This window comes from Lentzea sp. CC55, from assembly GCF_021056325.1.
Lineage (GTDB): Bacteria > Actinomycetota > Actinomycetes > Mycobacteriales > Pseudonocardiaceae > Lentzea > Lentzea jiangxiensis.
Genome location: NZ_JAJCXE010000045.1, coordinates 32,305 through 52,459 on the forward strand (window position 1 = coordinate 32,305; position 20,155 = coordinate 52,459).

Genomic DNA, 20,155 nt, shown 5'->3' on the forward strand with positions numbered 1-20,155 from the left:
GGGGAGAGTTACTCGAGCGAGCAGGTGGCGAAGCGCTCCAGTCCCTGAGGCCGCGCCTCCACGCGGCCGACGGCGATGGCGATCCGGTCCAGCGCGGCGGCGCGCTTGCTCGCCAGCGGGCCCAGGATCGCGTTCTGCACGAAGTTCGGCCCGCCCTGACCCGCGGACGTGCGGAGCCGCTCGTTGGCCTCCACCAGTTGCTTGCCCAGGTTGGCGAGCTCGCGGTCGACCTCGGCCCGCGCCGCCGCGGGAACGTCGCCCACCACGGGCGACGGGCACTCGATGGTCCCGGCGGCGGCCGGTGCGGACGACCCGGTGGAGCCCGCGGGGGACGTCCGCGACGTGGCCGGCGGCGCGGACACGGCCGGTGCCTGGCCGAGGCCGCAGGTCGCGAACCTCTCCAGCCCCTCCGGCTTCGCGGCGACCCGGCCGATGGCGGTCTCGATGCGGTTCAGCGCCGCGACCCGCTTGCTCGCCAGCGGACCGAGGATCGCGTTCTGCACGAAGTCGGGCCCACCTTGGCCGGCCGAGGTGCGGAGCCGCTCGCCGGCCTCGGCGATCTGCTTGTCGAGGTTGGCGAGCTCCCGCTGCACCTCGGCCTGCGCCGCGGCGGGCACCGCCGGGACGACCGGTCGCGGGCACGCGATCGAGCCGGTCGCGGTCTCCCCGCCGGCGAAGGCGACGGCGGCCGTCACCGCGGTCAGGGTCGCCGCGACGGCGACTCCGGCGACGATGACCCGCTTGCTCCGTTGCGGTCGTGCATGCGCTCTCGACATCTTCGAACCTCACGAGTAGGGGACGTTGCTGCCGGCACAACGGGATACGGACCGGGAAGGTAAAGGGTTCAACTACTTGTGAGCGTTCACAGCCGATGGCATGCTCTCGCTTCATTCCGCCGCAGTCCGCACCTGCGAAGAATCCGGGGAACAGCCATGCCGTCGGCAGACAGAGTCGTCCACGAACAGATCCCGCTGCGCGTCCGCGGGGTCAACGTCAAGGTCGCGTCGGTGCGCCGGGGAGGCACCGACGCCCCGGTGGTCTTCCTGCACGGGTTCGGCACGAGCAAGGAGGACTACCTCGACGTCCACCAGCGGCACGACTTCGCCGGACGCCCGTTCCTCGCCTACGACGCACCGGGGTGCGGCGCGACGGAGTGCGCCGACCTCGATGAGGTCGACCTGCCGTTCCTCGCCGACACCGCCCGCACCGTGCTCGACCGCGCGGGCATCGGCCGGTTCCACGTCGTCGGGCACTCGAGCGGCGCGCTGACGGCGTTGCTGCTCGCGCACCAGGAACCGGGCCGAGTGCTGAGCTTCGTGAACATCAAGGGCGTCCTCGCTCCGGAGGACTGCGTGCTCAGCCGGGAGGCGCTGACGCACCGCGATCCCGGCGGCTACCTGTTCCGGCTCGCCGAGAGCTGCCGCGACTCGCCCTGCTACGGCGGCGGCCTGTTCGCGGCGAACCTGCCGAACAAGGTGCGGCGCGGCGCCGTGGCCACGCTGTTCCGCTCGATGGTCGAGCTCGCCGACCACGGCGACCTGTTGACGAAGTTCCTGTCACTGCCGTGCCCGCGGCTGTTCGTCTACGGCGAGCAGTACGCCGGGCTCTCCTACCTGCCGCTGCTCGACGCGAACGGGGTGGAGCTCGCGGAGATCCCGCACAGCGGACATCTCCCGATGTACTCCAACCCCGTCGCGACTTGGCGGCAGATAGCCGAGTTCCACGCCCGTCAGTTGATCCCGGCCGCCAGGCGGTGGTAGGCGGAGTTCCAGCGCAGCCGGTCGGAGAACGACGCGGGGGTCGTCGCGGAGTCGATCAGCACCAGCTCCGTGGCGGCCATCTGCGCGAAGTCGCGCAGCACCTCGGCCCCGACGGCCTGCGTCATCACCGTGTGGTGCGGGCCGCCCGCCGTGAGCCAGCACTCCGCGGACGTCGAGAGCGACGGCTCCGGCTTCCACACGGCCCGCGCGACCGGCAGCTTCGGCAGCGGCTCGTCCGGCGGGACGACCGTGACCTCGTTGGCAACCAGGCGGAACCGGTCGCCCATGTCGGCGAGCCCGACCACGACGGCGGGTCCGGACGCGGCGTCGAACACCAGCCGCACCGGGTCCTCGCGGTCGCCGATGCCGAGCGGGTGAATCTCGCAGGACGGCTGGGAGGCGGCGATCGTCGGGCAGACCTCCAGCATGTGCGCGCCGAGGATCTTCGGCTCGCCGGGCCCGAAGTGGTAGGTGTAGTCCTCCATGAACGACGTGCCGCGGCCCGTGCCGGTGCCCATCGCCTTCACCGCCGCGAGCAGCGCGGAGGTCTTCCAGTCGCCCTCGCCGCCGAAGCCGTAGCCGTCGGCCATCAGCCGTTGCACGGCAAGACCGGGCAACTGCCGCAACCCGCCCAGGTCCTGGAAGTTCGTCGTGAACGCACCGAACCCTCCGTCGTCGAGGAACGACCGCAGGCCGATCTCGATGCGGGCGGCGTAGCGCAGCGACTCGTGCCGCTCTCCCCCGCGCGCCAGCTCCGGGCTGAGGCGGTAGGCCTCGGCGTAGTCGGCGACGAGCAGGTCGATGCCGGCGTCGGGCACCTCGTCGACGACGGCGACGAGGTCGTTGACGCCGTAGGTGTTGACGGAGACGCCGAACCGCAGCTCCGCCTCGACCTTGTCACCCTCGGTCACCGCGACGTCGCGCATGTTGTCGCCGAACCGGGCGAGCCGCAGCCCGCGCAGGTGCGCCATGCCGGCCGCCGCGCGCGCCCAGCCGTCGATCCGCTCGGCCACCACGGGATCGCTCGCGTGGCCCGCGACGGTCTTGCGCGCCACCCCGATCCTGGTCTGCACGTAGGCGAACTCGCGGTCACCGTGCGCGGCCTGGTTGAGGTTCATGAAGTCCATGTCGATCGTGGACCACGGCAGCGCCTCGTTGAGCTGCGTGTGCAGGTGCAGCAACGGCTTGCGCAGCAGGTCCAGACCGGTGATCCACATCTTCGCCGGGGAGAAGGTGTGCATCCACGCGATCACGCCGACGCAGGACGGGTCGTTGTTCGCCTCCTGCATGACCGCCCGGATCGCGCCGGAGTCGGTCAGGACCGGCTTCCACACGATCTCCGCGCTGATCCGGCCGGAGTCCGAGAGCATCCGCTGGATCTGCTGGGACTGGGCCGCGACCTGGTCGAGCGTCTCGGGGCCGTAGAGGTGCTGGCTGCCGGTGAGGAACCAGATCTGGGGCTTGTCCGGCATGTGCTCTCCTTCTGGGCTCACTGGCCGTAAACGTTCTGGTAGCGCTCGTAGAGCCGGTCGACGTCCTGCTGGTCGATCACGTCCGGCTTGCCGAGCTGGAGTGCGAAGTGGACGGTGCGGGCGACGTCCTCGAGCAGCACGGCGGCCTTCACGGCCGCCTTCGCCGTCGCACCGACCGTGAACGGGCCGTGGTTGCGCATCAGCACGGCCTTGGACCGGCTGGTGCGCAACGTCTCCACGATGCCCTTGCCGATCGAGTCGTCGCCGATCAGCGCGAACGGCCCGACCGGGATGTCACCGCCGAACTCGTCGGCGATCATCGTGAGCACGCACGGGATGGGCTCCCCGCGCGCCGCCCACGCTGTCGCGTAAGGGGAATGCGTGTGCACGACGCCGCCGACGTCCGGCATGTGCCGGTACACGTACGCGTGCGCGGCCGTGTCGCTCGACGGCGCCAGCTCCCCTTCGACGAGTTTGCCGTGCAGGTCCGTCACGACCATCGCGTGAGGACCCAGCTCGTCGTAGGAGACACCGGACGGCTTGATCACCATCAGGTCTTGGTCGGGCACGCGGGCCGACACGTTGCCGGCCGTCCAGCTCACCAGCTCGTAGCGGGTCAGCTCTCGGTGCAGCTCGGCGACCGTGCGCCGCAGCTCTGCCGTCGCGGACATCAGCTCTTCCCCTCCAGGGCGTCGCGGCGGTATCCCCGCAGGCGGTGCATGACATCGTTGGCGCCGCGGCCGAAGTAGTCGTGCAGCTCGAGGTAGTCGAGGAACAGCCGTTCGTACGCCTCGACGTTCTTCTGGACGGGCGTGAAGACGTTGCGCCGCACCGATCCCATCGCGGCCGCGGCTTCGCGGATGTCGCTGTACCCACCCGCGGCGACCGCGGCGTGCATCGCCGAGCCGAGCGCCGGTCCCTGCGCCGACCCGATCACCGACAGCGGCAGGTTCACGACGTCGGCGTAGATCTGCATGAGCAACGGGTTCTTGGTGAGCCCGCCCGCGATCACGAGCTCGGTCACCGGCACGCCCGAGTCGGTGAAGGTGTCGATGATGACCCTCGTGCCGAACGCCGTCGCCTCCAGCAGCGCGCGGTAGACGTCCTCGGCCTTCGTGGCGAGCGTCTGGCCGACGACCACGCCGGACAGCTCGTGGTCGACGAGCACGGACCTGTTGCCGCTGTGCCAGTCGAGCGCGACGAGCCCGTGCTCGCCGACTCCCTGCTGTGCGGCCAGTTCCGAGAGCAGCTCGTGCACGGTGATGCCGCGTTCGGCCGCCTGCTCGTGGTACGCGGGCGGCACCTGGTTGCGCAGGAACCACGCGAAGATGTCGCCGACGCCGCTCTGCCCGGCCTCGTAGCCCCACAGCCCCGGGATGATGCCGCCGTCGACGACGCCGCACATGCCGGGCACGTCGCGCAGCACGTCGCCGCTCATCACGTGGCACGTGGAGGTGCCCATGATCGCGACCATCTGCCCCGGCTCCACGGCCTGCGCGGCGGGCGCGGTGACGTGGGCGTCGACGTTGCCGACCGCGACGGCGATGCCTTCCTTCAGACCCGTCCACCGCGCGGCCTGCGCGGTCAGGGACCCGGCCCTGTCGCCCAGCGCGGACAACGGGTGGTCGAGCTTGTCGGCGACGAACCGCGCGAACTCCGGGTTGAGCTCCTTGAGGAACTCCTCGTCCGGGTACCGGCCGTCCTGGAGGATGCCCTTGTACCCGGCGGTGCACGCGTTGCGCGTGTAGGTGCCGGTGAGCTGCCAGATGATCCAGTCCGCGGCCTCGACCCAGTGCTCCATCGCCGCGTAGACCTCAGGCGCCTCCTCCAGCACCTGCAAGCCCTTGGCGAACTCCCACTCGCTCGAGATGAGCCCGCCGTAGCGGGCGAGCCACGGCTCCTTGCGCTGCCGCGCGAGCTCGTTGATGCGGTCGGCCTGCGGCTGGGCGGCGTGGTGGCGCCAGAGCTTGATGTAGGCGTGCGGGTTCTCCGCGAACTCCGGCAGGTCGCACAGCGGGGTCCCGTCGGCGGTGACCGGCACCATCGTGCACGCCGTGAAGTCGGTGCCGATGCCGATCACCTGGTCCGCCGAGATCCCGGCCGCCTCGACGGCCTGCGGGACGGCGGTGCGCAGGACGTCGAGGTAGTCGGATGGGACCTGCAACGCCCACTCCGGTGGCAGCGGCCGGCCGGTGGCGGGCAGAACCTGGTCCACCACGCCGTGGCGGTAGTCGTGCACGGCGGTCCCGAGCTCGGCACCGTCACGGACGCGCACGACCACAGCGCGGCCGGACAGCGTGCCGAAGTCGACACCCACCACACACGCGTCGCGGTCGATCGTCATGTCAGTCACGACCTGAGTGTTATCGCTAACATTCCGCGAGTCAAGATGCGCCCGATACATCGTGATTTCCCTGGGAGCGCCCGAAATGTGTTACGGGTGAGCGCACGACAAACACACCGGTGCCGCCGACACGGCGGACGGGGCTCGCCGATGGGGGCCGGCGCGTGGGGAGCCGGCAGGTGCGCACTGGTCGCGTGACCTGCTGAGGAGGTCCTGTGGTGAGCGGGGCCGACCACCGGGGAGGACGGTCGGCGGCGCCACGAACCAGTCGCGGAAAGGCACGACGGTGGTGGGGGTCGCGGACCCGGTGGAGGCCCCGCCGTAGCCGTCGCGGTCGCGCGGGTTGGGCAGCGGGCATCACCCGGCCCTGCCGCGTCGGCGCCTGGCGGAGGTGGACCAAGTCGGCGGTGCCGCCTCCCTCAGAAGCCGACAGCCGGTCCTGCGTCGCCCTGCCGCACGAGCACCTGATGCTAGAGGCGGATCGGACCGGCAACGCCACCTCCCGCAACGCCGACGCCCAGTCCCGCGCCCAGGCCCTGCCACGCGAGCACCTCGTGGAGGAGGTGGACCAAGCCGACGGTGTCGCCTCCGCAGAAGCGGACGGCCAGTCGCGCCCAGCCCGGCCGCGCAAGCACCTCGCGGTGGAGGTGAACCAGGCCGGCGATGCCGCAGAACCCAACGGCCAGTTCCGCGCCCAGCCTGGCCGCGCAAGCACCTCGTGGTCGAGGTGGACCAGGCCTGCGGTGTCGCTCCCCGCAGAAGCCGACACCAAGTCACACGCCCAGCCCTGCCGCGCGAGCACGTCGTGGAGGAGGTGAACCAGGCCGGCGATGCCGCTTCCCACGAGGCCGACTCCCAGCCCTGCCGCACCAGCACCCGGTGACAGAGACGGACCAGACCGGTGATGCCACCTCCCGCGGAAGCCGACAGCCGATCCCGCGCCCGCCCCGCGAAGTCAGCGAGGCCGAGGTGCACGGCCTTCACCGCTGCCGGCACGCCGTCGCCTCACCGGCACCTCCGGCGCAGCATCCGCACGGTCGCGGGGTTCCACCACACCGCCGCCCCACCGACGTCCGGCGGGAGCGGCGGCTCCACCCCTACGGCCTGCCCGCGGCTACTTGGGCGGCGGCGCCACGCTCTCCCGCGACACCAGCATCGGCGCGATCGTCCGCTGCGGCCGCGTCGTCTCCCCGTCGCTCACCTGCTCCAGCAACAGCCCGAGCGTCTCCCGCGCCACCGCGGCGAAGTCCGGGCGGACGGTGGTGAGCGGCGGGATGAAGTACGCCGCCTCGGGCACGTCGTCGAAGCCCACGACGCTCACCTCGCGCGGGACGCTCCTGCCCCGTTCGCTCATCGCGCGCAGCACGCCGAGGGCGAGGTGGTCGTTCGAGCAGAAGACGGCGGTGACCTCGGGCATGCGGGCCAGCATCTGGCCGGCGCGGTAGCCCGAGGCGGCGCTCCAGTCCGCCGCCACCACCGGGGGGACCTCGGCGCTCGCCGTGTCGAGGGCCTGGCGCCAGCCCTCGACCCTGCCCGCCGCGTCGAACCAGTCGGCGGGGCCGGAGACGTGCCAGACCGTCTCGTGGCCCGCCTTGAGCAGGTGCATGGTCGCCTCGAAGGCTCCCCTGGCCTGGTCGACGGTGACCAGCGGCGTCGGGCGGTCCGGGTCGCCGTCGACGGTCACGAGCGGGACGCCCGCCGGGACGTCGGCCAGGGCGTCGGCGGCCGAGGAGTTCGGGGCGATCACGACGATGCCGGCCACGCGCTGGTCGCGGTGGCGTTCGACGGCCGCGGCGATCGAGTCGCGGTCGAGCACCTTCACCCTGCCGACGCTGACGGCGAAGCCGGCCTGGCCCGCCGCCTCCTCGAAGGCGGACAGCAGCGAGGCCGGTCCGTACAACGTCGAGTTCTGCGCCACCACGCCGATGAGCTGCGTTTTGCCGGTGACGAGGGCGCGGGCGGCGCGGTTGGGCCGGTAGTCCAGCTCCTTGATGGCCGCCTGCACCCTCAGCCGGGTCTGCTCGCGCACGTTGGGGTGGTTGTTGAGCACACGCGAGACCGTCTGGTGCGACACCCCGGCGAGTCGTGCGACATCGGTCATCGCGGGGTCACGCGAGGTCTTCTCCACTGGCGGTCTCCGATCCTTGATCTGCGCCGGTGATGTTAGCGATAACACCAGGTCGGCTTCGATGCAGTGCTCATTGTCCACTCATTCGAGCCGGAATGTGGCACGTCGGCGCGCGTCGCGGTCGGCGCCTGGTCTGGACAACACCAGGCGGCCGTTGTCGTGGGCCAGGTACGTGTCCGTGCCGGCACGCAGCGACACCGCGCTCCTGTCCGAAAGGCCGGGCAGGCGGACGAAACTCGCCGCGCGGCCGTACGCGTCGGTGTCCTCGAACGGGTCGATCGTGATCGTGTCCGAGCCCACCCGCACGTACCGGTCCGGGAAGTTCACCGACTGCAGCGCGACCGAACCGGCGCCGAGGAACCCCGGTACGAACCGGAACTGGCTGTCGGCGACGTCGCGGACGTTGCCGTCGACCCGCAACCGGTACTCGTGGTGCCGCACCACCAGTGCGGGTGCGTCCACAGGTGACAACCGCACGATCGGGCCACCGCGGCCGACCGGGACGCCGAACGACGGCGTGCCGTCGGCGTTCCAGTGCAGCCGCTGCACGCGGGTGTGCCGGTTCGGGTCGAACAGCGGGTCACCGGTGATGTCGCGGTAGTCGCGCGCGTGGTAGACGAGCACATCGGTCGACCCCACCGTGGTGAACGAGTTGTGTCCCGGCCCGTACTGCGAGGTCGCCGTGTTCGTCGTGAACACCGGGTTCGGCGACTTCGTCCACGAGCGCGCGTCGAGCAGGTTCGCGTTCTCGTCGGCGGTCAGCAGACCCATGCAGTAGCGGGCGTCGGTGGCGCTCGCGGAGAACGTCACGAACACGCGGCCGTTGCGGATCAGCACCGCGGGTCCCTCGTTCACCTTGAAGCCCTGCACCTCCCACGGCAGCGTGGGCGTCGCGATCCGCACCGGCGCCGTCTTCAGGGCCAGCGGCGAGGCCATCTCGGCGATGTAGAGGTTCGAGTTGGTGGCGATGCCGGGTTCGCTCTGCGCCCACAGGAAGTAGCGCCTGCCGCGGTGGGCGAACGTGGTCGCGTCGAGTGTGAACGTGTCCCACGCCATCACCATCTGCCCGCGCAGCACCCAGCCGCTCTCGCGCGGGTCGGCGTTCGCGGACTCCAGCACGTAGGTGCGGATGCGGAACGGCTCGTCCTTGTCCCCGGCGGCGAAGTAGACGTACCACTTGCCGTCGATGCGGTGCAGCTCCGGCGCCCAGATGTAGCCGCCCATCGTCCCGGACGCCGGTCGGCGCCAGATCGTGCGTTCCCGGGCGGACGACAGACCGTCCAGAGTGGACGCACCACGGATGACGACCCGGTCGTACTCGGGCACGGACCCGGTCAGGTAGTACATGCCGTCGGTCGGCGGCGTGATGAACGGGTCGGCGCGCTGCTCGACGAGCGGGTTGCGGGTGGTCAGTTCCACCTCGGGTTCGGCGGCGGCGGAGGTGGCCGGCGCGGCCGAGGCGAGCGCTCCGGTCGCGGCGAGGACGCCGCCCGTGCGCAGCAGGGATCGTCGGTTGATCACGAGCGGCTCCTGATCCGGAGGAACGTGACGGAGTTCGGCGGGAAGGTGTGCGTGAAGCTGCTCGCGACCCTGACCTGCTCGTGGCGGGCCCGGATCGGCTGGGCGAACTCGGTGTTCACGTCGTCGGGGCGGCCCTGCAGCACCGTCGCCCGCGCGGTGGAGGACACCGGCACGCCGAGGTCGACGCGGGTGCGGGCCGCGTTGTCCTGGGCGTTGACGACCTTGACGATCAGCTCGCCGGTGGCGAGGTCGCGGGTCACGACCTGGCGGAACGGCTCGGCCACCTTGTCGTCGGTGAACTCGCCCCACTTCTGGCCGTCGAGGTACAGCGCGACGTGCCGCCCGCGCACCTCGACGCGCACGTCGTACGTGCGCCCGGTGTCGATGCGGGTGCCGTTGGAGACCAGCACGCTCTTCCCGCCGCCGACTGCCTTCTCCACCGCGGACTGGGTGTTGTTCCAGCCGCCGAGGTTCCACCAGTAGTAGTTGCCGGTGTCCTTCACGCCGAATGCCACGAGGAAGCCCTCACGGCCGGACTGCTTGGTGGCCTTCACGTTCAGCGTGTAGTCCCGCCACGTCCTGTCCCCCGCCGTGACGAGCGTGTCCTCGGCGGCGGCGTCGGACTGGACGTAGGCGCCGTTCACGACGTTCCACGCGCCCCGGCCGGACTTGGTCCACCGGGCGTCGCCCGCGGAGAAGTCGTCGCTGAACAACGACTTCCCGGCGGCGTCGGTGACGTTCACGTCGTCGTAGGTCGCGGCCGTCGCCCACGTCGACAGCCCGATGGCGCCCGTGATCGGCTCCCGGGTGGACGGCGTGGCCGACGCGGTGCTCGGCACGACGTGGTCACCGACGTTGGTCATGAACAGCTTCTGCATCTCGTAGCTCGCCGAGCCCCACGACGCGTGGTTGTTGAACCAGATCATGTCCGGCCGCCACTGCACGTAGTCCTCATTGGCCAGCAACGGCGCGTAGGAGGCGAGCTTCACGACGTCGGCGTTGCGCTCGAGCCCGGTCATGAACGACGCCTCACTCAGCGCGTTGAAGAACGTGTTGTCCAGAGAGGCGTACTCACCGAGGAACACCTTGGGACCGTTGCGGTCATAGGAGTCGTAGCGGTTGTTGTTCTCCAGGAACCAGCTCGGGCTGTTGTAGTAGTGCTCGTCGACCATCTTCACGCCGGCCTGCCTGTTGAGCTGCCACAGGCGGTCGAACGTGCCGCCGGTGTCGTCCGGGCCGGAGTTGCTGACGACGGTGATGTCCGGGTACCTCGCGTTGATCGCCTTGCGGAACTCGGTGAACCGCGCGAAGAACTCGTCGGGCAGGTTCTCCTCGTTGCCCACGCCGAGGTGGGTGAGCTTGAACGGCTTCGGGTGCCCCATCTCGGCGCGCTTGCGCCCCCACGTCGAGTCGGCCGGACCGTTCGCGAACTCGATGAGGTCGAGCGTGTCCTGGACGTGCCGTTGCAGCAGCGCGGGGTCGTCGGTGGCGCGGTTCTGCCCGCAGCCGGTGACCAGGGCGGGGACGACGGGCAGCGGCATGGCGCCGATGTCCTCGGCGAACTGGAAGTACTCGTAGTAGCCGAGGCCGTAGGACTGGTTGTAGCCCCAGAAGTTCCAGTTGGTCGCGCGCTGCTCCACCGGGCCGATCGTGTCCTTCCACTGGAAGGAACGGCGGCGCTCGTAGTTCGGCGCCTCGTAGGCGTGGTGGCTGCCGGTGTTGACGATGCAGCCACCGGGGAACCGGACGAAGCCGGGCTTCAGCGCGGCGATCTTCTCGGCGAGGTCGCGGCGCAGGCCGTGGCCCTGGAAGGTGTCCTGCGGCATCAGCGAGACCATGTCGAGGCGCAGGGTGCCGGTGCCGCCACCGGTCACCAGCAACCGGCCGGTCGTCGAGGAGGTCTTCGCGCGGACGGTGCCGGTGTAGCGGGTCCAGCCGTCGCCGCGGACCTCGATCTCCACGGGGTCGCCGAGCGGTGTGCCGGCGGGGTCGGTGATCGCGGCGGTGAGCGGGGTGCTCGCCTGGTCGGTGCGGGCCCAGACCGAGAAGTCGTAGCGCTGGCCGCTCCGCATGGCGATCCCGCTGTTGTAGCCGGAGTTGATGACGCCCCCGGGCAGGCGGAGCTCCAGGTAGCGCCGGTTGCGCTCGTTCAGCCGGCCGCTGTCGTCGACGACGTCGAGCGTGCCGCTGTGCGGGGCCCACGAGGTGAGTCCGGTGTAGCCCGCGTTGTCCGCCGGGTCGTACTCGAACGAGCGGTTCTGCACCAGCTCGGCGTACAGGCCACCGTCCGCGGCGCGGTTGATGTCCTCGAAGAAAACGCCGTACATCGTGTCGTCGATCGGCGCGCCCTTCTTCGTGGCGTCGACCTTCAGCGTGTAATCGGTGTCGGCGGCTGTTCCCGAGCCGGGAACGGCGACCAGGAGACTGGCTGCGAGAGCGGCGCTCAGCAGGAGGTGCTTGCGGGGCACGGGATTTCCTCCCTCAGTCGGAAGTGAGCGTTAACATAGGGCTGCGAACTCGTTACGGGCAAGGCCTTGACGCAGAAGTTGTGAACGTTCACTCTTGTCCACCTGACAACCGCGGACACGCGGTGGAGCTCCGCGACACCGTCGTCACACCGGAGGAATCCCAGTGCTGAAGAAGATCACGACCGTCGCCAGCGTGGTCCTGCTGAGCGCGCTCACCGCGTGCGGCTCGGGAGGTGGTGGGGGTACCGCTCCGTCCAGCGGCGGCGGCACCATCACGATGGGCTTCGCCCAGGTGGGCGCCGAGAGTGGATGGCGCACCGCCAACACCAAGTCGATCCAGGACGAGGCCAAGGCCGCGGGCATCGACCTCAAGTTCTCCGACGCGCAGCAGAAGCAGGAGAACCAGATCAAGGCGATCCGGTCCTACATCCAGCAGAAGGTGTCCGTGATCGCCTTCAGCCCGGTCGTCGAGACCGGCTGGGACACGGTGCTGCTGGAAGCCAAGCGCGCCAACATCCCGGTGATCCTCACCGACCGCTCGATCGATTCGGACGACACGTCGCTCTACAAGACGTTCCTCGGTTCGGACTTCGTGGAGGAGGGCCGCAGGGCGGGCGACTGGCTCGTCGCCAACACGTCCGGCCCCACGACCGTGGTGGAGCTGCAGGGCACGACCGGCGCCGCGCCGGCCAACGACCGCAAGAAGGGCTTCGAGGAGAAGATCGCCGCCAAGCCCGACATCAAGGTCGTGGCCTCGCAGACCGGTGACTTCACGCGCTCCGGTGGCAAGCAGGTCATGGAGGCGTTCCTGAAGTCCCAGCCGAAGATCGACGTGGTGTACGCGCACAACGACGACATGGGCCTGGGCGCGATCGAGGCCATCAAGGCCGCGGGCAAGGTGCCCGGCAAGGACATCAAGATCATCACCGTGGACGCGGTGAAGGACGGCATGACGGCGCTCGCCAACGGCGAGATCAACTTCATCGTCGAGTGCAACCCGTTGCTGGGCAAGCAGCTGATGGACCTCGCGAAGAAGGTCGTCGCCGGTGAGGACGTGCCGGCGCGGGTCGTGACCGAGGAGGGCACGTTCACCCAGGAGCAGGCGAAGACCGCCCTGCCCCAGCGCCAGTACTGAGTTCACCCCGCAGCCCCGCGGAGCCCGTCACCCGGCGCATCCGGTGGCGGGCCCCGCGGCCCACCGACGAAGGCCAGAGCCCATGACCGAGTCACCGCCACCTGTCGTGCGGATGCGGGGCATCAGTCTCGCGTTTCCCGGCGTGAAGGCGTTGCAGGACGTCGACTTCCGGCTGTTCCCCGGCGAAGTGCACGCTCTCATGGGCGAGAACGGCGCCGGGAAGTCCACCCTCATCAAGACCCTGACCGGCGTGCACCGCCCGGACAGCGGGCAGGTCTCGCTCGCGGGTGCCGACGTGGCGTTCTCCTCCCCCGGCGAAGCGCAGCAGGCCGGGATCAGCACGGTGTACCAGGAGGTCAACCTCTGCGCGAACCTCACGGTCGCGGAGAACATCCTCCTGGGTCGTGAGCCCCGGCGGTTCGGCGGCGTCGACTTCCGCGCCATGCGCAAGCGCGCCGCGGAGGTGCTGGCGCGCATCGGCGTGCACATCGACCCGGCGTCGAGCCTCGGCGAGCACCCGATCGCCGTGCAGCAGCTGGTCGCGATCGCCCGCGCCATCGCGGTCGACTGCCGCGTGCTCGTGCTCGACGAACCGACGTCCAGCCTGGACGCCGGTGAGGTCGCCGAGCTGTTCCGGATCATGCGCGTGCTGCGCGACGAGGGCGTCGCGATCCTGTTCGTGTCGCACTTCCTCGACCAGGTCTACGAGATCTCCGACCGGATGACGGTGCTGCGCAACGGAACCCTCGTCGGCGAGCACCTCACCGCGGAGGTCGACCGGCGGACGCTCATCGCGCAGATGATCGGCCGCGACCTGGGCGCGCTGGAGGCGATCGAGGACGCGGCGGAGAAGCGCAAGACCCGTGGTCCCGTGCTGGTGCAGGCAGCCGGTCTCGGCAGGAAGGGCGCGATCGAGCCGTTCGACCTCGACATCCGCGCGGGCGAGGTCGTCGGCCTGGCCGGTCTGCTCGGCTCCGGCCGCACCGAACTGGCCCGGCTGCTCTTCGGCGCCGACCGCGCCGACTCGGGCAGGTTGCTCGTGGACGGCGCGCCGCTGCGCCTGCGCGGACCGCGGTCGGCGATCGCGGCCGGCATCGCGTTCAGCTCCGAGGACCGCAAGGGCGAGGGACTGGTCGCGGACCTGTCGATCCGCGACAACCTGGTGCTCGCGATGCAGGCGGCGAGGGGCTGGACCCGGCCGCTGTCGCGCAGGACGAAGGACCAGCTGGTCGAGAAGTACCTGAAGGCGCTGGACATCCGTCCCGCGAACCCGGACGCGCTGGTGCGCACCCTGTCGGGCGGCAACCAGCAGAAGGTCCTGCTGGCGCGCTGGCTCGTCACCGAACCGCGGCTGCTGATCCTCGACGAACCGACGCGCGGCATCGACATCGGCGCCAAGGCGCAGATCCAGCAGCTCGTCACGACTCTGGCCGCCGAGGGCACCGCGGTGCTGTTCATCTCGGCGGAGCTGGAGGAGGTCGTGCGCATCGCGGACCGGATCGTGGTGCTGCGGGACCGGCGCAAGATCGCGGAGCTGGACGGGTCGGTGACCGGCGTGGACGAGGTGGTCGAGCTGATCGCGGGCGGAGCCGCGCCGGAACCCGAGAAGGTGGTGTCGTGAGCACGCCGAGCGAGGCCACCGGGCAGCACGCCGGAGAGACCGCCGCCCACGAGAACCGAGGCGCCTTCCACCGCGCCGTCACCCGCCCTCACGCCCACCGCGGCGAACCCGTTCCCGAGAAGGTGGTGTCGTGAAGAACCGGCTCATTTGGCCGCTGGTCGCACTCGCGGCCCTGCTCCTGCTCAACCTCGTCGTGACGCCGTCGTTCTTCGCGTTGCGCATCCAGGACGGCGCCCTCTACGGCGGTCTGGTCGACGTGCTGAAGAACGGCGCGCCGACCCTGCTGATCGCGCTCGGCATGACGCTGGTGATCGCGACGCGGGGCATCGACCTGTCCGTCGGCGCGGTCGCGGCCATCGCGGGCGCGGTCACGTGTGTCCACATCGGAACGTCCGACAGCGCCGGCACGGCGTTCGCGGGCATGGCGATGGCGCTGGTGCTCTGCGCCCTGCTGGGGCTGTGGAACGGGTTCCTGGTGGCGGGGATGGGCATCCAGCCGATCATCGCGACCCTGGTGCTGATGACGGCGGGTCGCGGCATCGCGATGCTCGTGACCGAGGGGCAGATCGTCACGGTCAACAACTCCGCCTTCAAGCAGGTCGGCGCCGGGTTCGTGGTGCTGCCGGTCGCGATCCTGATCAGCCTGCTCGTGCTCGGCCTCGTGGCGTTCGTGACCCGCCGGACCGCGCTGGGCATGCTGATCGAGTCGGTCGGCGTGAACCCCGAGGCGTCGCGGCTGGCCGGGGTGCGGTCCCGCACGATCATCTGGACCGTCTACGTCTTCGCCGCGGTGTGCGCGGGCATCGCCGGGCTGATGATCAGCTCGAACGTCAGCGCGGCCGACGCCAACAACGCCGGGTTGTGGATCGAGATGGACGCGATCCTCGCGGTCGTCATCGGCGGCACCTCGCTCGCGGGCGGCCGGTACTCGCTCACCGGGACGCTGCTCGGCGCGCTGATCATCCAGACCCTCACCACGACCGTCTACACGATCGGCGTCGCCCCCGAGGTGACGCTGGTGTTCAAGGCGATCGTCGTCATCGCCGTGTGCCTGGTCCAGGCGCCGAAGGCCCGTGCCGCACTGAGCTTCCGGAAGGTGGCCGTCCCATCATGACCGCTCTCGCGCAACGGGTGCCGTCGCGGTTCCTGCCGGTGCTCGCGACCGTCGTCCTCTTCGTGCTCGCGTTCGGCGTCGGGTCGGCGCGCTACGACGGGTTCGCGTCGGGCCAGGTCGTCGCGAACCTGTTCATCGACAACGCCTTCCTGATCGTGCTCGCGGCCGGCATGACGTTCGTGATCCTCAGCGGCGGCATCGACCTGTCCGTCGGGTCGGTCGTCGCGCTGTCCACGATGGTCACGGCGTCGGGTCTGCAGGCGGGGTGGCCGGTGCCGCTCGTCATCGTCGCCGTGCTGCTGATCGGCTCGACGCTGGGCCTGCTGATGGGGCTGGTGATCCACAAGTTCGACATCCAGCCGTTCATCGTCACGCTCGCCGGCATGTTCCTCGCCCGCGGGTTGTGCTTCCTGATCAGCGTCGAGTCGGTGTCCATCAAGGACAAGACCTTCCGCACCGTCGCCACGGCCGCGATCGAGCTCCCCGGCGGCGTCACGATCACCTACAACGTCGTGATCGCGCTGCTGGTCGTCGCCGCCGCGATGTACGTGCTGCACCGCACGCGGTTCGGCCGCACGGTCTACGCGGTCGGCGGCAACGAGTCGTCCGCGCTGCTGATGGGACTGCCGACCACCCGCGTCAAGGTGGGCGTCTACGTCATCAGCGGTCTCTGCTCGTCGCTGGCGGGTCTGCTGTTCAGCCTCTACATGCTCTCCGGCTACGGCCTGCACGCGGTCGGCATGGAACTCGACGCCATCGCGGCCGTCGTCATCGGCGGTACGCTGCTGGCGGGCGGGGTGGGCTACGTGCTCGGCGGACTGGCCGGGGTGCTGGTGCTCGGCACGATCCAGACGCTGATCTCGTTCCAGGGCACGCTCAGCTCGTGGTGGACGAAGATCGTGATCGGCGTGCTGCTGCTGGTGTTCATCGCGGTGCAACGGACTATGGTCCGGCGGTGAGACGTACTCGCCCACTGCTGTTCGTCCTGGCCGCGGTACTGGTGGCGGTCGTCGGCGTGGTGGTGCTGCGAGATCCGGAAGGCGTCGTGGGCACGCCGGTGGCCGGTCCGGCCGCCGCCGTGCCCACGACCACCCCACCACCCCCGAGCACCACGACAGCGGCACCGGCGACGACGACCACCACCAGCCGGGCGACGACGACACCGGCCGGGAAGATCAAAGCGGGCGAGCCGCGCCAGGGCGTGGCGACGTTCTACGACTCCGACGGCGGCGGGGCGTGCTCCTACGACCCCGGCCCCGACCCGCTGACCGCCGCGATGAACGTGGCGGACTACGAGAACTCCGCCGCGTGCGGTGCGCACCTCCTCGTGCAGGCGGCCGGAGGCAAGAGCATCACCGTGCGGGTCACCAACCTCTGCCCGGCGCCGTGCCGCCCGGGTCAGCTGGACCTGAGCGCCGAGGCGTTCGCGGTGCTCGCCCCGCCGGTGCGGGGCGAGATCCCGGTGACCTGGACCCTCGTCAGCCCGGAGACGTCCAAGACCATCTCCCTGCGCTACAAGTCCGGGTCGAGCCAGTACTGGTGCGGCATCCAGGTCCTCGACCACCGCAACCCGGTGGCACGGCTCGAGGTGCAGGCCGGCGGTCAGTGGCGGCCACTGCCCCGCGCCGAGTACAACTACTTCCTCTCCGAGAACGGCGCCGGCTGCGGCGGGCCGGTCGCGATCACCGACCTGCACGGCGAACGCCTGGTCGTGGACGCGCTGCCGGTCCGGCCCGGTGCTGTGCAGGCCACGAAGGCGCAATTCCGCCGCGCCGGGGAATGAGACCGGCACCATCGAGGGTGTCTCGGCCCTCGGCAGGCCGATCGGTCGGATAGTTGCAACCGCGCTGTCCGGCCACGACTGCGAGGCCGTTGTCTACACCTTGCTCGCCACCACCATGTAGTTCTCGGCCTCAGGGTTGAACGTGTTCATATCCGTCCGGAGTCCGACCCGGTGCAACTCGACTTCGAGTTCTTCGTACCGGTAGGGCCAGCTCGACAGCAGCTCCGAGCGGGCAAGAACCGACCCAGCCGGATCCACTTGCGCGACCGCGATCTCGATGTGGTGCTCGTCCTCCCAGTTCGGCGCGATGTCCCAGCGGTAGACCACGACGGCATCACGACCGTTCCGATGGACGAGCCGGTCGCTGATGTCCAGCCGGGAACCTCTGGCCCTGACGAGTTCCCACGTGCGGGAGGTGAGTACCAAGCGCCCGCCACGGCGCAGAAGCCGTGACATCGACTCCAGAGCAGCAGCCCTGCCCCGCGCGCCCTCGGCATGGTGCAGCGAGTTGCCAACGCAGAACACCATGTCGAAGGTGCCGTCATCGAAATGGTCGGGCAACTCCTGCCAGTCCGCCCGCACCGTCCGGACGGACGCCCCGAACTCCTCGGACAACTCCGCAGTCCGGCGAACCATCGCTTCGCTGGCGTCAGTTGCGACAACGTGCATGCCACGACCGGCGAGGCCGACCGCCAACTGTCCGGTCCCGCACGAACAATCGAGGACGTGAGCGTTCGACGGCAGGAGGCTGAGGACGTCGTCGAACGACGCAGCGAACTCGGCCGGAGTCAGCTTCGCATCCGAGATGAGCCACTCGTACACCTCGGCAAGCGCGTTATAGCCACTCACACCTACTACCTCCGTCACGCGGCAGACTCACGGTGGCCATCAGTAGATCAGCGGGGCAAGTCGGTCACCATTGGTTTTCGCAGGGCAACGCGTCCGCGCATGAGCAGGGCTTTCTCCCAACGTCTCGGGCGTGGGCGTACTGGCCGGTTCGCTTGAGATGCGTACCCAACTGGTCGAGGGCTCTGGCGCGACCGCAGGTATCGCCGTGCGCCAGATGCAGCGCGATGGATCTTTCGAACGCCGCCTCAGCCGAGTCGGACAGTCCCAGGTCGGACAAGGTCCGGCCGAGCTCGGCACAGGTCCACGCCTCGGAGGGCCGGTCGCGATCACCGACCTGCACGGCGAACGCCTGGTCGTGGACGCGCTGCCGGTCCGGCCCGGCGCCGTGCAGGCCACGAAGGCGCAGTTCCGCCGCGCTGGGGAATGAGACCGGCGCGGATTTCGTTGATCGCCGACATGGCAGACGTGGCACTCAGCCCGACCGAGTGGGTGCAGGACCAGACCAAGCAGATCCTCGAGACCGGCACCACCGAGGGCGTCCTGGTCTTCGGCAGGCCGATCGTGCTCCTGACCGTGCGCGGGGCGAAGAGCGGCAAGCTCCGCTACACGCCGGTCATGCGCGTGGAGCACGACGGCAGCTACGCGGTCGTGGCGTCCAAGGGCGGCGCTCCCGAGCACCCGACCTGGTACCACAACATCAAGGCCCACCCGGAGATCGTCCTGCAGGACGGCACCGAGGTGAAGGAGTACACCGCCCGCGAGGTCGACGGTGCCGAGCGCGCCGAGTGGTGGGAACGGGCCGTGGCGGCCTTCTCCAACTACGCGGAGTACCAGGAGAAGACCGACCGGACGATCCCGCTGTTCGTGCTCGACCCGAAGTAGCCGTCACCAGCGCAGGGGAAGCGCGGCGAGGTACTCGCCGAGCTTCCCCGCGATCAACCGGTGGTCGCGCGTCGAGAAGTGCCAGTCGCAGCCCAGCCGGTCGAGCGCCGGGTCGGCGTAGTTCCAGAGCCGCACGCGCTGGTCACCGCTCTCCTGCACGACCTCCCGGGCGGCGTCGGCGAACGTGCCGGTGGCCTCGGGAACGCTCACCACGATCGTGGTCGCGGTGCCGTACCTGGTCCGCAGCTTGGCGAGGAAGCCCTGGTAGGCCGCTTTCCAGTCGGTCACCAGGGTGTCCGGCGTCCACGGCTCGCCTGGGTTGAGCGGGGTGGAGAAGTCGTTGGTGCCGAGGCCCACGACGACCACCTGCGGTCTCCACGACGCGGGCTTGCGCCACACGTCGCCTTCGACGTTCAGCAACGCCCGGTCGTAGTAGGTGCGGTAGCTGGTCCCGGCGGAGTGGCCGTTGTAGTTGCGCACCACGCCGAGGCCCGAGAAGGCGTTGACCTGGTAGTCGGCGTTCAGCGCGCGGGCGGTGAGCGCGCCGAAGCTCAGGTCGGTGTTGGTGTTGCGGGTGACGCCGCCGTTCGTTGAGCAGTCGCGGGTGGTCGAGAGGTTGCCGTAGCCCGCGGTCAGGGAGTCGCCGACGAACTCGATCTGCCGGGTGCGCGGAGCCGGTTTCGCGAGCACCGCCCCGTCCGCCACGAACCCGCCGAACCACCCCGCGGCCCAGGGGCTCTCGGTGCGCTTGACCAAGCGGACGCGGTGCACGCCGTCGGGCAGACCGCGGACCCAGTGCGTGGTGCGGCCCGGTGTCACGAGCGACGCCACGGTCCTCCCGTCGACCTGCACGTCGTAGTCGTTCACCGAGTCGTCGAGGACGACCCCGACGCTCGTGCCGCGGAACCTCCCCTCGAAGTAGACGCCGGGCCACGTGTACTGGCCCGCCGCGGTGACGCGGCCCGCGGTGTGCGCCTGCGGGAGAACCCATGCGGTCGCCGGCGCTGCCGGCACCACCAGGGCCGCCACCGCGACGAGAACTGCCACTGTCCTGCGTGATCCGTTCATGAACCCTCGC

General features: G+C 70.1%; 19 protein-coding genes. 10 read left to right on the forward strand and 9 right to left on the reverse strand.

Annotation, left to right across the window (positions count from 1 at the left end; translation table 11 throughout):
* Window positions 1–8: 8 nt before the first annotated feature.
* Window positions 9–776, reverse strand: coding sequence for a hypothetical protein (locus tag L6E10_RS28395; protein WP_236223078.1), 768 nt, complete (start codon window positions 774–776; stop codon window positions 9–11).
* A gap of 156 nt (window positions 777–932) precedes the next feature.
* Here L6E10_RS28395 and L6E10_RS28400 point away from each other — a divergent pair, with 156 nt between their 5' ends.
* Window positions 933–1,760 (forward strand): alpha/beta fold hydrolase, encoded by an 828-nt coding sequence (locus tag L6E10_RS28400; RefSeq protein ID WP_236223079.1) that lies wholly within the window; start codon window positions 933–935, stop codon window positions 1,758–1,760.
* Here L6E10_RS28400 and araA read toward each other — a convergent pair.
* The 3 genes from araA to araB are packed head-to-tail and all read right to left on the reverse strand — an operon-like array spanning window position 1,730 to window position 5,576.
* Complete coding sequence (gene araA, locus L6E10_RS28405; protein ID WP_236223081.1) at window positions 1,730–3,232, reverse strand: L-arabinose isomerase; 1,503 nt, start codon at window positions 3,230–3,232, stop codon at window positions 1,730–1,732. The two genes, L6E10_RS28400 and araA, sit on opposite strands and share 31 nt — an antisense overlap.
* Window positions 3,233–3,249: 17 nt before the next feature.
* Window positions 3,250–3,903: an L-ribulose-5-phosphate 4-epimerase gene (locus L6E10_RS28410; RefSeq protein ID WP_090096252.1), complete on the reverse strand. Its 654-nt coding sequence runs from the start codon at window positions 3,901–3,903 to the stop codon at window positions 3,250–3,252.
* Window positions 3,903–5,576, reverse strand: coding sequence for a ribulokinase (gene araB, locus L6E10_RS28415; protein ID WP_236223283.1), 1,674 nt, complete (start codon window positions 5,574–5,576; stop codon window positions 3,903–3,905). Before araB ends, L6E10_RS28410 begins: the two co-directional genes overlap by 1 nt.
* A 467-nt stretch (window positions 5,577–6,043) precedes the next feature.
* On the opposite strand from araB, the gene L6E10_RS28420 reads away from it, so the two are divergent.
* Window positions 6,044–6,394, forward strand: coding sequence for a hypothetical protein (locus L6E10_RS28420; RefSeq protein WP_236223082.1), 351 nt, complete (start codon window positions 6,044–6,046; stop codon window positions 6,392–6,394).
* Between the two features lie 296 nt (window positions 6,395–6,690).
* On the opposite strand, the gene L6E10_RS28425 is transcribed toward L6E10_RS28420, so the two are convergent.
* From L6E10_RS28425 to L6E10_RS28435, 3 genes are all read right to left on the reverse strand, one after another.
* Window positions 6,691–7,677 carry a LacI family DNA-binding transcriptional regulator gene (locus tag L6E10_RS28425; RefSeq protein ID WP_240011486.1) on the reverse strand — a complete coding sequence of 329 codons (987 nt, stop codon included), beginning with the start codon at window positions 7,675–7,677 and terminating at the stop codon, window positions 6,691–6,693.
* 108 nt (window positions 7,678–7,785) lie between these two features.
* The gene (locus L6E10_RS28430) at window positions 7,786–9,225 is read right to left on the reverse strand and encodes a family 43 glycosylhydrolase (protein ID WP_236223085.1); all 1,440 of its coding nucleotides are present in this window, start codon (window positions 9,223–9,225) and stop codon (window positions 7,786–7,788) included.
* Window positions 9,222–11,693: an alpha-L-arabinofuranosidase C-terminal domain-containing protein gene (locus L6E10_RS28435; protein ID WP_236223087.1), complete on the reverse strand. Its 2,472-nt coding sequence runs from the start codon at window positions 11,691–11,693 to the stop codon at window positions 9,222–9,224. Before L6E10_RS28435 ends, L6E10_RS28430 begins: the two co-directional genes overlap by 4 nt.
* A gap of 157 nt (window positions 11,694–11,850) precedes the next feature.
* Here L6E10_RS28435 and L6E10_RS28440 point away from each other — a divergent pair, with 157 nt between their 5' ends.
* From L6E10_RS28440 to L6E10_RS28465, 6 genes are all read left to right on the forward strand, one after another.
* Window positions 11,851–12,828 carry an ABC transporter substrate-binding protein gene (locus tag L6E10_RS28440; protein WP_374237571.1) on the forward strand — a complete coding sequence of 326 codons (978 nt, stop codon included), beginning with the start codon at window positions 11,851–11,853 and terminating at the stop codon, window positions 12,826–12,828.
* Window positions 12,829–12,910: 82 nt separating this feature from the next.
* Complete coding sequence (locus tag L6E10_RS28445; protein WP_236223089.1) at window positions 12,911–14,449, forward strand: sugar ABC transporter ATP-binding protein; 1,539 nt, start codon at window positions 12,911–12,913, stop codon at window positions 14,447–14,449.
* The gene (locus L6E10_RS28450) at window positions 14,446–14,583 is read left to right on the forward strand and encodes a hypothetical protein (RefSeq protein WP_236223091.1); all 138 of its coding nucleotides are present in this window, start codon (window positions 14,446–14,448) and stop codon (window positions 14,581–14,583) included. Before L6E10_RS28445 ends, L6E10_RS28450 begins: the two co-directional genes overlap by 4 nt.
* The gene (locus tag L6E10_RS28455; RefSeq protein ID WP_236223093.1) at window positions 14,580–15,563 is read left to right on the forward strand and encodes an ABC transporter permease; all 984 of its coding nucleotides are present in this window, start codon (window positions 14,580–14,582) and stop codon (window positions 15,561–15,563) included. Before L6E10_RS28450 ends, L6E10_RS28455 begins: the two co-directional genes overlap by 4 nt.
* Window positions 15,560–16,522: a galactofuranose ABC transporter, permease protein YjfF gene (yjfF, locus tag L6E10_RS28460; RefSeq protein ID WP_236223095.1), complete on the forward strand. Its 963-nt coding sequence runs from the start codon at window positions 15,560–15,562 to the stop codon at window positions 16,520–16,522. Before L6E10_RS28455 ends, yjfF begins: the two co-directional genes overlap by 4 nt.
* Window positions 16,519–17,346, forward strand: coding sequence for an expansin EXLX1 family cellulose-binding protein (locus L6E10_RS28465; protein WP_236223097.1), 828 nt, complete (start codon window positions 16,519–16,521; stop codon window positions 17,344–17,346). Before yjfF ends, L6E10_RS28465 begins: the two co-directional genes overlap by 4 nt.
* A 93-nt stretch (window positions 17,347–17,439) precedes the next feature.
* On the opposite strand, the gene L6E10_RS28470 is transcribed toward L6E10_RS28465, so the two are convergent.
* On the reverse strand, window positions 17,440–18,195 hold the full coding sequence (locus L6E10_RS28470; protein ID WP_236223098.1) for a class I SAM-dependent methyltransferase: 756 nt from the start codon (window positions 18,193–18,195) through the stop codon (window positions 17,440–17,442).
* Window positions 18,196–18,325: 130 nt separating this feature from the next.
* On the opposite strand from L6E10_RS28470, the gene L6E10_RS28475 reads away from it, so the two are divergent.
* Complete coding sequence (locus L6E10_RS28475) at window positions 18,326–18,622, forward strand: hypothetical protein (protein WP_236223100.1); 297 nt, start codon at window positions 18,326–18,328, stop codon at window positions 18,620–18,622.
* 29 nt (window positions 18,623–18,651) lie between these two features.
* Window positions 18,652–19,077 carry a nitroreductase family deazaflavin-dependent oxidoreductase gene (locus tag L6E10_RS28480; RefSeq protein WP_236223102.1) on the forward strand — a complete coding sequence of 142 codons (426 nt, stop codon included), beginning with the start codon at window positions 18,652–18,654 and terminating at the stop codon, window positions 19,075–19,077.
* Between the two features lie 3 nt (window positions 19,078–19,080).
* On the opposite strand, the gene L6E10_RS28485 is transcribed toward L6E10_RS28480, so the two are convergent.
* Window positions 19,081–20,124, reverse strand: coding sequence for an SGNH/GDSL hydrolase family protein (locus L6E10_RS28485; protein ID WP_236223104.1), 1,044 nt, complete (start codon window positions 20,122–20,124; stop codon window positions 19,081–19,083).
* Window positions 20,125–20,155 lie beyond the last annotated feature (31 nt).